This window comes from Rhizobium sp. AQ_MP (genome assembly GCF_014237835.1).
Taxonomy (GTDB): Bacteria; Pseudomonadota; Alphaproteobacteria; order Rhizobiales; family Rhizobiaceae; genus Allorhizobium.
In genome coordinates this window covers 81,275-94,650 of the sequence record NZ_JACJVI010000003.1, presented here as the reverse complement: position 1 = coordinate 94,650, position 13,376 = coordinate 81,275, and the positions used below count along the sequence as shown (strand labels likewise).

The 13,376-nt window shown below is 62.2% G+C and carries 7 protein-coding genes; 2 read left to right on the top strand and 5 right to left on the bottom strand.

Translation table 11 applies throughout. The features are described from left to right. Positions 1-6 precede the first annotated feature (6 nt). On the bottom strand, positions 7-891 hold the full coding sequence (gene pdxY, locus H6M51_RS06160; RefSeq protein ID WP_185809341.1) for a pyridoxal kinase PdxY: 885 nt from the start codon (positions 889-891) through the stop codon (positions 7-9). A 188-nt stretch (positions 892-1,079) separates the two neighbouring features. On the opposite strand from pdxY, the gene H6M51_RS06155 reads away from it, so the two are divergent. Together H6M51_RS06155 and H6M51_RS06150 are read left to right on the top strand one after the other, a co-directional pair. After that, a complete protein-coding gene (locus H6M51_RS06155; RefSeq protein ID WP_185809019.1) occupies positions 1,080-5,867 on the top strand; it encodes an NAD-glutamate dehydrogenase in 4,788 nt (1,595 codons plus the stop codon). Between the two features lie 98 nt (positions 5,868-5,965). Next, positions 5,966-7,297 carry an MFS transporter gene (locus H6M51_RS06150; protein ID WP_210314729.1) on the top strand — a complete coding sequence of 444 codons (1,332 nt, stop codon included), beginning with the start codon at positions 5,966-5,968 and terminating at the stop codon, positions 7,295-7,297. 76 nt (positions 7,298-7,373) lie between these two features. On the opposite strand, the gene purH is transcribed toward H6M51_RS06150, so the two are convergent. The 4 genes from purH to htpX form a co-directional block, all read right to left on the bottom strand. Further along, positions 7,374-8,990 (bottom strand): bifunctional phosphoribosylaminoimidazolecarboxamide formyltransferase/IMP cyclohydrolase, encoded by a 1,617-nt coding sequence (purH, locus tag H6M51_RS06145; RefSeq protein ID WP_185809017.1) that lies wholly within the window; start codon positions 8,988-8,990, stop codon positions 7,374-7,376. A gap of 100 nt (positions 8,991-9,090) precedes the next feature. Further along, complete coding sequence (locus H6M51_RS06140) at positions 9,091-10,767, bottom strand: heparinase II/III family protein (RefSeq protein WP_185809016.1); 1,677 nt, start codon at positions 10,765-10,767, stop codon at positions 9,091-9,093. A 191-nt stretch (positions 10,768-10,958) separates the two neighbouring features. Continuing rightward, a complete protein-coding gene (locus tag H6M51_RS06135; protein ID WP_185809015.1) occupies positions 10,959-12,347 on the bottom strand; it encodes an RsmB/NOP family class I SAM-dependent RNA methyltransferase in 1,389 nt (462 codons plus the stop codon). Then, the gene (htpX, locus tag H6M51_RS06130) at positions 12,338-13,300 is read right to left on the bottom strand and encodes a zinc metalloprotease HtpX (protein WP_185809014.1); all 963 of its coding nucleotides are present in this window, start codon (positions 13,298-13,300) and stop codon (positions 12,338-12,340) included. Before htpX ends, H6M51_RS06135 begins: the two co-directional genes overlap by 10 nt. Positions 13,301-13,376 lie beyond the last annotated feature (76 nt).

Below are 13,376 nucleotides of genomic sequence, written 5' to 3'. Positions count from 1 at the left end.
CAGACCTCAGGATGCTCCGGTTGGCTTTTTCTGTGCCGGATGCAGAAGCCTGCGCATCTGGACCATGGCCATCGGCGTAGCGAGACTGGATGCGTCGCTCTCGAGCGCAAGCTCGTCACCGCCCCTCTTCGCCGTCCGCGCCAGGATCTCGAAAACGCTGGCGGTCGCCAGCTGCAGCGCCTTCTCTTCGTCCAGTCCCTCCAGCAGGCGTGCCAGAAAGACAGCAGCCAGAAGATCGCCAAGACCATTCGGCGGATCGTCGATCAGCCGGTGCTCGGCCAAGAGCGCCGATCGGCCACTGAGAAGCAGGTTGCCGGTGCCACCGGCCATCATCGGCACGGCGGATGTGACCAGCATCCGCTTTGGTCCAAGGGACAGGGCCGCATCGATAATGGCTTGGTTGCTCGCCAGTTCACTGCCGACCATCCACTGCAATTCGTAGCGATTGGGGGTTGCCAGATCCGCAAGGGGAATAAGCCGGTCACGGATCGCGCTGGCGGTCTCGACAGGAACATACAGTCCTCCGAGATCACCCATCACCGGGTCACACACATAAAGGAGATCGGGATTGGTCTGCCTTGCCGCCTCGACAAGCCGGGCAACGGTGGCCGGCTGACGTGCGCTGCCGAAATAGCCCGAGAGGATCGCCGAGACCTCGCCGAGCCAAGGGGCGCGGATCAAATCATCGATCGCCCGATCAAAGTCGTCGTCCGGAAAGCGCAGGCGCGTGGCCGGCCCATGACCGGGATGCCATGGCAGAACAATGGTGGGAAGCGCCCAGACCGGACGTCCAAGCGTTTCAAGAGCAAAGACCGCAGCTCGATTGCCCACCGATCCTCGAACCACATGACTGGAGATGACGATGACGGCCCCATCTGTTTTTTCGCGCATTTTACGTGTTTCCATGTGCTACTCCGGCAATTGACCCGTTGATCGGTCCATACGTGCCAAAATTTCCTGAATTGAGAGATTTTGACCGCATATTTTTGCCTGATTTTTTCCTATTTCTGTTCCATACATACTTTTGCAAACCATTTGCGTGAAGATTACGCGAAATGGCGCGAGCTACGGAGGGGTAAATGGGTAGGACTGGGGTCAGCAAGCGGGACGAGCTGCTGGAAAATGCGGACGCGAAGGCACGAGATCAGGGCAGCGCCTTCATTTCGCCGGCGATCATCTTCGGCAGGGCGAGCAAAGACGATATGGATCGTTATGATGCAGCCACGCTTGCACGATCTGCGGCACGCGCGGCGAGCGACATCGCCAGCTGGGATCGCCAGAAACCTCATATCTGCATCGAGACAATCGACGGCGTGAGCCCGAACGGAGTGCCGGTCAGCGTGCTCTCGATCGTCGACCATAACAAGTCGTTCCTCTACGACTCGCTGATGGGCGAAGTCACCAGTCACTACCGCGACATCTACATGGCGGTTCATCCGATCCTCGCTGTGACACCACGCGGTGATGTCTCGCTTTCCAACCCGGACTCTGATCCGGAAGGCGCGATCAAGGTCAGCTACATCCAGCTTCACCTCGCGCCACTGTCGAGCGAGCAGTCTGCCGATCTGATCAAGCGGATCGAACACGTCCTTGGACAGGTCAAGATGGCCGCCACCGACTGGAAGCCGATGCTGAACCTGTTGGAGACCGCGTTGTCGGAGCTGCGAGACCTGCCTGCAGGGCGCAGCGAAGCCGAACGAGATGAGGCAGTCGCCTTCCTCGAATGGCTGCGGAACAACAATTTCACCTTCCTCGGCATGCGCGAATATGTCTATTCCGGAGAAGGCGCCGATGCGACCGTGGAACGGGGCAAGGGCAGCGGCCTCGGAATTCTCTCGGACCCCGATGTTCTGGTTCTCCGCCAGGGGCAGAACCAGGTGACGACCACTCCGGAGATCCTCGCCTTCCTGCAAGGGCCGGATTATCTCATCGTCACCAAGGCGAACGTCAAATCCGTGGTCCATCGTCGCGCCTATATGGATTATGTCGGCATCAAGCGCTTCGGACCGAACGGCAAGGTCGTCGGTGAATTGCGTATCGTCGGCCTGTTCACGGCCACGGCCTATACCCGATCCGTCAACCAGATCCCGCTTCTGCGCGCCAAGGTCGAGAAGGTCGTCTCGCATTTCGATTTCGACCCACGCAGCCACTCGGGCCGCATGCTACAGAACACGCTCGAGAACTATCCGCGTGACGATCTCTTCCAGATCACGCCCGAGCTGCTGGCGAAATTCTGCGAACAGATCAACGACCTCTCGGAACGACCCCGCGTGCGTGTTCTGCCGCGCATCGACCACTTCGATCGCTTCGTCTCGCTGATCGTCTATGTGCCGCGCGAGGACTACAACTCGATCGTCCGCGAGAAGATCGGCCTCTACTTCCAATCCGTCTATAAGGGCCATGTTTCGGCCTTCTATCCGGCCTTCCCCGAAGGGGGCGTCGCCCGCGTCCACATCATCATTGGCCGGCGCGAGGGAACGACACCCGACATTCCCCAGGCAACCCTCGAAGAGGCGGTCCGTCAAATCACAGCCCGCTGGACCGACCGTTTCGCCGCCTTGGCCGGCGCCGGTGCACCCAGTCTCGACGTCGGTCAGGCTTTCCAGGAGGCCTTTACGCCGGAAGAGGCGGTGAGCGATCTCAAGCATATCAAGGCCTGCATCGCCGGTGCGCCCCTCTCGCTCGAATTCCACGAGGTGACGAGCGAACACGGCCCGCTTCTCTACCTGAAGATTTTTCACGCCGGCGACCACCTGCCGCTCTCCCGCCGTGTACCACTGCTCGAAAACCTGGGCTTCCGGGTGATCAGCGAACGCACCTTTGACATCGGCCTGAGCAAGTCCGGCGAGGCACAGCGATCCGTTGTCCTGCATGACATGGAGCTGCAGGTCCCGGATGGTGTGAGCTTTGACATCCGCCAGCACGGGTCCCAGGTTGAAGAAGCCTTCCTCGCCGCCTTCACCGGCGCTGTGGACAATGACGCCTTCAACCGGCTGATCCTCGCGGCCGGCGTGAACGCCCGCGAAGCGTCCGTGCTCAGAGCCTATGCTGCCTATCTGCGCCAGGCAGGCGCCGTCTATTCGCTGACCTACATGGCAGAAACGCTGGCGAAACATCCGGCGATCGCCGCCGACCTCGTTGCGCTCTTCCGGACCCATTTCGACACAAAGCTCGCCGAAAAGAGCCGCAAAACACGCCAAGTGGAGCTCCTGCAAGCTCTGGAAACCAAGCTTGCCGACGTGAAGAGCCTCGACGAGGACCGGATCCTGCGCCGCTACATCAACGCGATCGAGGCAACGCTCCGCACCAACTTCTTCCAGAAGGGCTACCGTGAGAGCGAACGCCCGATGCTCGCCTTCAAGTTCGACCCGCACAAGCTGGACGGCCTGCCCGAGCCGCGTCCGTTCCGCGAGATCTTCGTCTATGGCGTCGAGGTCGAGGGCGTGCATCTGCGCTTCGGCAAGGTGGCCCGTGGCGGCCTTCGCTGGTCCGACCGCGCCCAGGATTACCGCACGGAAGTGCTGGGCCTCGTCAAGGCGCAGCAGGTGAAGAATGCCGTCATCGTCCCCGTCGGCGCCAAGGGTGGCTTCTTCCCGAAGCAACTGCCACCGCCAAGCAACCGCGAAGCCTGGTTTGCCGCCGGCACCGAGGCCTACAAGACCTATATCCGCACATTGCTGTCGATCACCGACAACATTGTCGCAGGTGAGATCGTGCCTCCTGCCGATACCCTTCGGCCCGATGGCGATGATCCCTATTTCGTCGTCGCCGCCGACAAGGGCACGGCCACCTTCTCCGACACGGCAAACGGCCTCGCGCAGGAAGCGGGCTTCTGGCTGGACGACGCCTTCGCATCGGGTGGTTCTGCCGGCTATGACCACAAGAAGATGGGCATCACCGCGCGCGGCGCCTGGGAAACGGTCAAGCGCCACTTCCGCGAGATCGATACGGATATCCAGACCACTCCCTTCACCGTCGCTGGTGTCGGCGACATGTCCGGCGATGTCTTCGGCAACGGCATGCTGCTTTCGGAAAAGATCCGGCTGATCGCCGCCTTCGACCATCGTGACATCTTCATTGATCCCAATCCGGATCCGGCAGTGTCCTTTGCCGAGCGCAAGCGCATGTTCAATCTGCCGCGCTCCAGCTGGCAGGACTATGATCGCGCCACCCTCTCGCCCGGAGCGATGATCATCTCGCGTGCCGAAAAATCGGTGACACTCACCCCTGAAGCAGCAGCCGCGATCGGCCTGGAGACAACAACGGCCACGCCGATGGACATCATGACGGCGATCCTCAAGGCGCCCGTCGATCTCCTCTGGTTCGGTGGCATTGGCACCTACATCAAGGCAGCCGCCGAGACAGATGCTGAAGTCGGAGACCGGGCCAATGATGCAATCCGCATCAACGCTACCGATGTGCGCGCCAAGGTCATCGGCGAAGGCGCCAATCTCGGCGTGACCCAGAAGGGCCGTATCGCCTATGGCCTGAATGGTGGCCGCTGCAATTCCGACGCGATCGACAACTCGGCAGGCGTCAACTCCTCCGACGTCGAGGTCAACATCAAGATCGCGTTGAGCCCGGCCATGCAGGAGGGTCGCCTGCCGCGCGACAAGCGCAACGTGCTTCTCGCCCAGATGACGGATGAAGTCGCAGGCCTCGTGCTGCGCAACAATTACCTGCAGTCGCTTGCGATCTCGCTGACCGAAGCCAAGGGAGCCGGAAACCGCGAAGAGCTGAGCCGGCTCATGGATTATCTGGAAGGCATGGGCCGCCTCAACCGCAAGGTCGAGACCCTGCCGGATTCCGCCGGCGTTGCCGAACGTTACGTCTCCGGCAAGGCGCTGACCCGCCCGGAAATCGGCGTGCTTCTCTCCTACGCCAAGATCGTGCTCTTCGACCAGTTGATCGAAAGCGATCTCCCTGACGATCCCTATTGCGAGACGACGCTGTTCAACTATTTCCCGGCCGCCATGCGCAAGGCCTTTGCACACGACATCGCCGGGCATCGCCTGCGTCGGGAAATCATCGCGACCGTTCTTGCCAACCATGCCATCAACCGGGGTGGCCCAGGCTTCGTCGTTTCTGTATCCGATGCCACCGGAAGCTCACCCGATGCGGTGGTCAAGGCGGCCCTGGTCACCCGGGATGCGCTGGGCCTGTCGGCACTGTGGGACAAGATCGACGCTTTGGATGCCAAACTTGCCGGTCAAACCCAGAACCGCCTCTATGCCATCGTCGCCGAAGTCTATGCGGCAATGACCCGGCTCCTGCTCGACACCGGCCTGGTGAAGGGCTCTGTCGGCGAAGCGGTTGCCCAGATCGCGAGTGCCGTTTCGACCGCCGCTCCGGTCTTCAGAAAGGCCGTCCCGGCGACGCTCCGCCAGCATTTCGACGAGCAGATTGCCACTCTGATCGAGGCCGGTGCGCCGGCGGCTCTGGCAACCGAGGTGGTGAACCTGCAGACCATGCAGCTGCTGCCGGAGATCCTGCAGATCGCCGAGCGGACGGGTGCTGATTTTGCGAATGCCATGCGCGGCTTCTTTGCTGTGTCGGAAGCCTTCCGGATCGGGCGCATCGTCGAGAATGCCGGACGGATCCAGACGACTGATCACTATGACAGTCTGGCGCTCACCCGCAGCCTGGACCGGATCGGCCAGGCGCGACGCCAGATCGTTTGCGCGGCTCTGACAAGCCACGGCAAGGAAAGCCAGCCGGTGCAGGCCTGGATCGAGACCGACCGGAACCGCGTCGAGAGGATCGGCAAGGAACTGGCCTCTATCGTCGACAGCGGCGAACCGAGCATTTCCAAACTTGCCGTTGCAGCAGGGCTCCTGGGTGACCTTGCACAAGACCACGTGAGGTGACACTGTCCCGGGCCTGAGAGCCTGTGGGGGTGCGTGTGACGACAAGTGTAGAGACAAAATCCAGCCACGGTCCCATCGACAGGGGGGTCCGTGGCTGGATGTTTTTCGACTGGGCCGCACAGCCGTTTTTCACGGTGGTGACGACCTTCATCTTCGGCCCCTATTTCGTGTCGCGAATGACCGATGATCCGGTGAGTGCGCAGACCGCCTGGAGCAATGCGGCCACGATCTCCGGCGTCATCATCGCCATCCTTGCGCCCATCCTGGGTTCGATTGCCGATGAATCGGGCGCGCGCAAGCCTTGGATTGCGTTCTTCGCGCTGATCAAGATCGCCTGCCTGGCGCTGCTCTGGACGGCCGCCCCGGGCTCGCCGGTGGCCTTCGTCATGCTTTTGATGATCCTGGCAAGCGTCGCGGCCGAGTTCTCGATCGTCTTCAACGATTCCATGATGCCACGTCTGGTCGGCCAGCAGGATGTCGGACGCGTCTCCAACATCGCCTGGGGCATGGGCTACATGGGCGGCATGATCGTCCTGATCTTCGTTGTCCTGTTCCTTGCCGGCAGCCCGACGACCGGCAAGACGCTGATCGGCCTGGATCCGCTGTTCGGCCTGGACCCGGCAGCGGGCGAGGATGCCCGCATCACCGGTCCGATATCGGCCGTCTGGTACCTGATTTTCATCCTGCCGATGTTCTTCTTCACACCCGATACGGCGAAGGGCAAGACGCTGGGCGCGGCCGTCCGCTCCGGGCTGCGTGAGATCCGCTCGACACTGGGCGAATTGCGTCACCGCGGCAACATTCTGCGCTTCTTGATCGCCCGGATGATCTATCAGGACGGCGTCAACGGACTGCTCGTCCTCGGCGGCGTCTTTGCTGCGGCGATGTTCGGATGGTCGACAATGGAAATCGGCATCTATGGCATTATTCTCAACATCGTCGCCATCTTCGGCTGCCTGGTGGCCGGCCGCGTGGACAGGGCCCTGGGATCGAAGGTGGTGGTTCTCGTGAGCCTGGCCATGCTGATCGCAGCGACCTTCGGCATCGTATCGACCGGTGTCGACTTCACGCTTTTCGGGTTAGTCAGCCTGCCGATTACGGGGACGGAGGGCCTCTTCGCAACCCCCGCTGAAAAGGCCTATATTCTCTATGGCCTCCTGATCGGCATGTCCTTCGGGCCCGTTCAAGCCTCGTCCCGGTCCTACCTTGCCCGAAGCGTCGAGCTTCATGAAGCGGGCCGCTATTTCGGCATCTACTCGCTTTCCGGCCGCGCGACGAGCTTCCTTGCAACGCTCTCCTTCTCGGTCGTGACGGCCTGGTCCGGCTCGGCACGCGCCGGGATGGCAACGCTGCTCGTCTTCCTCGTCGGTGGCTTGGCACTGCTCTGGAAGACTCCCTATCCCGCCAGGGACCGGGTGAAGCCAGTCTGACCTCAATAACGCGGCAGAAACACGAAGGGCCGGCGGATCGCTCCGCCGGCCCTTCGTTTGTAAGGGTATGATCAAATCAGTGGCGGAAGTGCCGGATGCCGGTGAAGACCATGGCCACGCCATGCTGATCGGCAGCGGCGATCACCTCTTCGTCGCGCATCGAGCCGCCCGGCTGGATGACGGCAGTGGCACCGGCCGCAATCGCCGCCAGCAGACCATCGGCGAAGGGATAGAAAGCTTCCGATGCGACTGCGGAGCCCTTGGTCAGCGGTTCGGCAAGGCCAAGCGCCTTGGCAGCATCTTCCGCCTTGAGTGCGGCGATGCGGGCGGAATCCACGCGGCTCATCTGGCCGGCACCGATACCGGCCGTCTGGCCATCCTTGGCATAGATGACGGCATTCGACTTCACATGCTTGGCGATCTTGAAGGCGAACTTCATGTCTTCGAGCTCGGTCGCGGTCGGCGCACGCTTGGTCACGACCTTGAGCTCCAGATCCTCGACCATGACATTGTCTCGGCTCTGGACGAGCAGGCCGCCCGAAACCGTCTTTGCCATGACTCCACGGGCGCGCGGATCGGGCAGGGCACCCGTCGTCAGCAGGCGCAGGTTCGGTTTCGCCGCAATGATCGCCTTCGCCTCGTCTGTCACTTCAGGCGCGATGATCACTTCGGTGAAGAGCTTGACGATCTCCTGTGCCGTCTCGGCATCGAGGATCTGGTTGAGGGCAATGATGCCGCCGAAAGCCGAGGTGCTGTCGCAGGCGAGAGCCCGCTTGTAGGCTTCGACCAGGCTCGATCCTGTGGCCACGCCGCAAGGATTGGCATGCTTGATGATCGCGCAAGCCGGACCGTTCTCCGGCGGGAACTCGGCGACGAGTTCGAAGGCGGCGTCGGTGTCGTTGATGTTGTTGTAGGAGAGCTGCTTGCCCTGCAAAAGCGTGGCCGTTGCGACACCGGGGCGGTTTTCGCCGGTGACGTAGAAGCCGGCGCTCTGATGCGGGTTCTCACCGTAGCGCATCTTTTCCTTCAGTGCGCCGCCAACGACACGGTAGGCCGGCATGTCGATCTCGAGCGCCTCGGCGAACCAGTTGGAAATCGCTGCATCATAGGCAGCCGTGCGCGCATAGGCCTTGGCCGCGAGCCGCTGGCGGAGCGCATAGGTGATCTGTCCATCATTGTCGCTGAGAGCCGCGATGACCTCCGGATAATCGGCGGCATCCGTGACCACGGTGACATAGGCATGGTTCTTGGCCGAGGCGCGGATCATCGCTGGACCGCCGATATCGATGTTCTCCACGGTGGTCGGGTAGTCACCACCGGCGGCGCGCACCTGTTCGAACGGATAGAGATTGATGACGGACAGATCGATGGCTTCGATCCCGTGCGCCTTCATGGCCTCGACATGCTCGGCATCGTCTCGGATCGAGAGGAGCCCGCCATGCACCAGCGGATGCAACGTCTTGACGCGGCCGTCCATGATCTCGGGGAAGCCGGTGATTTCCGAGACATCGATGACGGGGAGCCCGGCGGCAGCCAGCGTCTTATGCGTGCCGCCCGTCGACAGAAGCCGCACGCCGCGCTGATGCAGCGCCTGGGCAAACTCCACGATGCCGGTCTTGTCGGACACGGACAGAAGTGCCGTGCGCACGCGCACGAGGTCAGGGGCGGGGATCTTCTTGGAAACGACGGCCATGGTTCACTCCGAGCTGGCAGGCGCCCGGACCAGCGGCGGCGGGCGCGATGCCGCCGCCTAGCACAGCTTCATCCGCGATGAAACCGCAAGATCGCTGCCATCAGGCGTGATGGGCGAGAAACCATCGGATTTCCGGGCCCTGGAAGACGATCTCCAGCTGCTGCGATGGCCGGATCCCCGATACGTCGGCGAAGAACACATCCTCGCCGATCACCAGCTCGCCGACCGGAATGGAGAAGGACCAGCTTTCGCCGTCCGGCGCAACGAGGCGCACCTTGCGGTCGTCGACACGATCCACGGTGATCGACGGGTGGATGTGAAACCGTGCAATGACCTCCGCCCCCGGCAGGTTCGGTGTCGGCAAGCCATCCGGCAATAGCAGGCGATCGCGTCCGGCGATCTTGGTACCCTGCTCGTTGACGCGGATTTCACGCTCATGCAGCACCCCGAACCGCTCCACATAACCGTCGTGACGCGCCGAAAGTCGGTCGCTGCCGTCGGGACCGGTCTGGCGATCGATTTCGATCTTCGAAGGACCGGACACGATGATCGGACCGAGATGTGATGAATGTGCGATGCTGGCGGATGAAACATCGCCAATGCAGACGGTGGTGTGGGCAGCCGTCGTGCGCGCCAGCTGCCGCAGCCGCTCGCCCGCAAAACGCGGCGATCCGCTGTTGATGATGAACCGGTTGCGCCCCGACGAAAGCTCGAAGGACAGGCAGCCTGCATGGGCGGTGTTCGACAAGCGGGCCGAAATGGGCTTGCCGGTATCAACCAGGATGGTGGTGTCACCGCCGGCAAGGCGCTGATACCCGCCATGCGGCAGGGCCTTGAAGGGTTGACCTGCCGTTTCGTCGTAACGCAGCACGCTCATCAGGTCGGTCGCCAGGGACGAACTGGCTCCATTGAACAGTGCCAGATCACCGCTGCTGTGGCGGAAGAAGCGAACCGCCGGGTACATGCGATCGACGGCGGGAATCAGTTTCGACGGCACTTCATGGCCAAGATTGATGTAGCTCTGACGCAGGGGCAGCAGGTCGAAGAGCAAATCCACGCAAGCCTGCGGATTTCGCGACACGTGGCTGCCGTCCGGCAGGACCTGCCGTTCGAGCTCGCGATCGAGTAGCCGCCCGGCCCGACGGATGGCACCCGGTCGCGCTTCAGCGGCGATCGAGGCCATGGCGATGGCGATTCGGGCTTTCAGCCGCGGCAGGCCATCCGGCAGGGACCCGGTTCGGCGCTGGAGATGGCGGATCTGTTGCCCGAGGGATGCGGTGAAGCGGCGATAGAACCCGGCATCGGCATCCTGCAGCAGGATGGGCGAGTGAGAGAGCCAGCTGATGATCCGTCGCGAGACGACTTCGCTATCCCAGGCGATCCCCCTGGTGCGACTGCCATGAAGCGAAATCCACTGGTCAGTGATCCGACGTGCATGGCTGCAGGTCGCGGGAGTCTTGTCCGCCCGTATATGGCGCAGCCAGCCAAACCCATGCAGGCGCCGCGCAAACTGCAGGGAGGGAAGTTCCAGTTCAAAGGGTGACTGCCCGTCAGTATCCAGAATGCGCCCCGCCAGCGGATAACGCCCATGGATGATCTCTTCGGCAACGAAGGAATCGACCGCCCTGAGATCGGTGGGTGCAACGACCACACGGCTGACGCGGAAACCACCGCGATGCAAGACGGAAGGGGTCAGGACAGCAGCCGTCTGGCGCAGGCGTCGCCAGGATTCGGCGATGTGAAGCGAGATCAGGCGGGCGCGATCATTGATTCGCATACTGTTTCCTGTCACCGGATCATGATGATCCGACCATTTCGGTTGTCCAAGTCAACGGAAGCCCGGCCGGAAATGCCAGCCGGGGCCTTTTTCTGGAGCACGAAACTGCATGTCATAACGTCCCACTTCGTTCAGGCGGAGCGAGACGCGACGTCCAAGCAGACTTCCCAACAGGTTTATTGAGATATTAGTTAAATTTTAGCAATGACTGCCGCGTAGAAGCCATCCAATCCGCCGCGATCCGCGAGCATCGCCGGCGTGGTGCGGAATTCGCCCCTGCTGCTGATTGCCTCTTCGAGCCCTGGCCAGTCGGCCGGATCGATCGGTACCAGGCGCAGGTCGGGAACCTCGGCAAGCAGCCCGTCAACCACCTGCTCGCCCTCAGACGGGTCGATCGAGCAGTTGGAAAAGACGAGCCGTCCGCCGGGCTTCAGCAGGGTGACCGCATGACGAACGAGCTTCGCCTGGAGCGCGGCAAGCTTGGCGATATCGGCCGCATCCTTGGTCCACAACACATCGGGATGTCTGCGAGTCGTTCCCGTGGATGAGCAGGGCGCATCGAGAAGGATCGCGTCGAAGCCTTCGGCATCCTCGATATCGAGCAGATTGACGCAGCGCGTCTCTGCTGAGAGGGCCAGTCGCTGGAGATTGCTTTCGAGGCGCTTCAGACGGGACTTCGACTGCTCGACCGCGACCACCTCACCGCCGGCAAAGACAAGCTGCGCCGTCTTGCCACCAGGGGCGGCGCAGAGATCGGCGACGCGCTTGCCGGTGAGATCACCAAACAGCTTGGCTGGGATGGCGGCAGCAGCGTCCTGGACCCACCAGCTGCCATCCTCGAAACCTTCAAGGGTGGTGATCGAGCCACGGAAGCGGTCGAGGCGAACGCTGCCGGTCGGCAGAACATGCCCGCTCAAGCGCGCGGCCCAGCCTTCAGGATCAGCCTTCACGGTGAGATCGATCGTTGGCGGCTCAAGTTGCGAGGCGGCGATCGCAAGCGCCTGCTCTGGTCCATAGACCGTGGCAAGCCGCTGCATGAACCACCCGGGCATGCAGGCAAGCTCCTCGACGGAAGCGAGGAGGTCCGCCTTTTCGCGACCGATGCGGCGCAGGATGGCATTGACCAGCTTCGCAAACCGTCGGCTGCGCGGATCGCTGTTCGCCTGCTCGACTGCCAGGTCGACTGCCGAGTGATCCGGCACATCGAGATACAGCATCTGAGCGGCAGCGACGACGAGCAAATGATGGAGGGATCGCGCACCATCCGGAAGCGGGCTGTCGAGCAGCTGACCGATGATGGCTTCGATGCGTGGCAGATGGCGCAGCGCACTTTGCAAGATCGCCTTGACCAGACCGCGATCCGCGTCATTCAGCACCATGAAGGCTGGATTGCCATGTTCGGCATCCAGCATCCCGTCGAGCGATGTCTTCTTGTCGATGACGGCAGCCAGGATGCGGGAGGCGGCGATACGCGCGTCGAGCCCCGGCTTGTCGCTGCGCCGGGGTGCTGCGTCTTTGCGGCTTTGATGGCGTCTTGGCTTGTTCTTGGATGCGTCCGTCGATCGATCGTTCAAGACCATGGTCCCTTGGGTGGTTCGGCATTGCCGCGCCCCCAACCGGTGGCCGGAACGGAACGCGCCGTGCGCGTGGCCTTAACAGGCGCCTCCGGCGGCGTCGATCCCCCCGGGCGGATATCGGTCATCGCCAGCAGGGCTTCGATCCGGTTGCGCGTATTTGGATGGGTGGAGAACAGATTGTCCATCCTTTGTCCATTGAGGGGATTTATGATGAACATATGCGCGGTTGCCGGATTGCGCTCGGCATCCACGTTTTCGATTTGGGAGGCGTCGCCTGCGATCTTCTGCAGCGCGGAGGCGAGCCAGCGTGGCTGACCGCAGATTTCCGCTCCGCGACGGTCAGCCGCATATTCGCGCGTCCGACTGATCGCCATCTGCACCAGCATGGCAGCAAGCGGGGCAACGATCATCGCGATGATGACGCCAACGAAGCCGAGGGGATTGTTTCGATCATCCCGGCCGCTTGAGAACAGAAAGGCGAAGTTCGACAGCATCGAGATCGCACCGGCAAGCGTTGCCGTGATCGTCATCGTCAGCGTGTCGCGGTTCTCGATATGGGCAAGCTCATGTGCCATGACGCCCGCGACCTCTTCCGGAGTGAGCCGCTGCAACAGTCCCGTGGAAGCGGCAACGGCTGCGTTCTGGGGATTACGGCCGGTCGCGAAGGCGTTTGGCTGGGGGCTGTCAAAGACATAAACCTTCGGCATCGGCAGACCGGCATTCCGCGCCAGATCCCGCACCATGACATAGAATTCGGGCGCGGTCCGCTCGTCGACCTCCTGGGCGTGGTAAGCACGCAGCACCATCTTGTCCGAATTCCAGTAGGAAAAGAAGTTCATGCCTGCGGCGATGACGAAGGCAATCATCATCCCGCCTCGGCCGCCGATGAGAAAGCCGACGCCCATGAACAGGGCGGTCATGAAGGCGAGCAGCATGGCAGTCCGCATGGTATTCATGTCGAGCTCCTCCGGAAGCAGCATATCGGCAAATTCCTTGCCGTTTTCGCCTGTTGATTTAAAAAGCGCGCACCCC

Coding starts and splice junctions, on each gene's coding strand:
- pdxY (WP_185809341.1), bottom strand. CDS start 891: ATGCGCGAAAAAACAGATGGGGCCGTCATCGTCATCTCCAGTCATGTG.
- H6M51_RS06155 (WP_185809019.1), top strand. CDS start 1,080: ATGGGTAGGACTGGGGTCAGCAAGCGGGACGAGCTGCTGGAAAATGCG.
- H6M51_RS06150 (WP_210314729.1), top strand. CDS start 5,966: ATGTTTTTCGACTGGGCCGCACAGCCGTTTTTCACGGTGGTGACGACC.
- purH (WP_185809017.1), bottom strand. CDS start 8,990: ATGGCCGTCGTTTCCAAGAAGATCCCCGCCCCTGACCTCGTGCGCGTG.
- H6M51_RS06140 (WP_185809016.1), bottom strand. CDS start 10,767: ATGCGAATCAATGATCGCGCCCGCCTGATCTCGCTTCACATCGCCGAA.
- H6M51_RS06135 (WP_185809015.1), bottom strand. CDS start 12,347: ATGGTCTTGAACGATCGATCGACGGACGCATCCAAGAACAAGCCAAGA.
- htpX (WP_185809014.1), bottom strand. CDS start 13,300: ATGAATACCATGCGGACTGCCATGCTGCTCGCCTTCATGACCGCCCTG.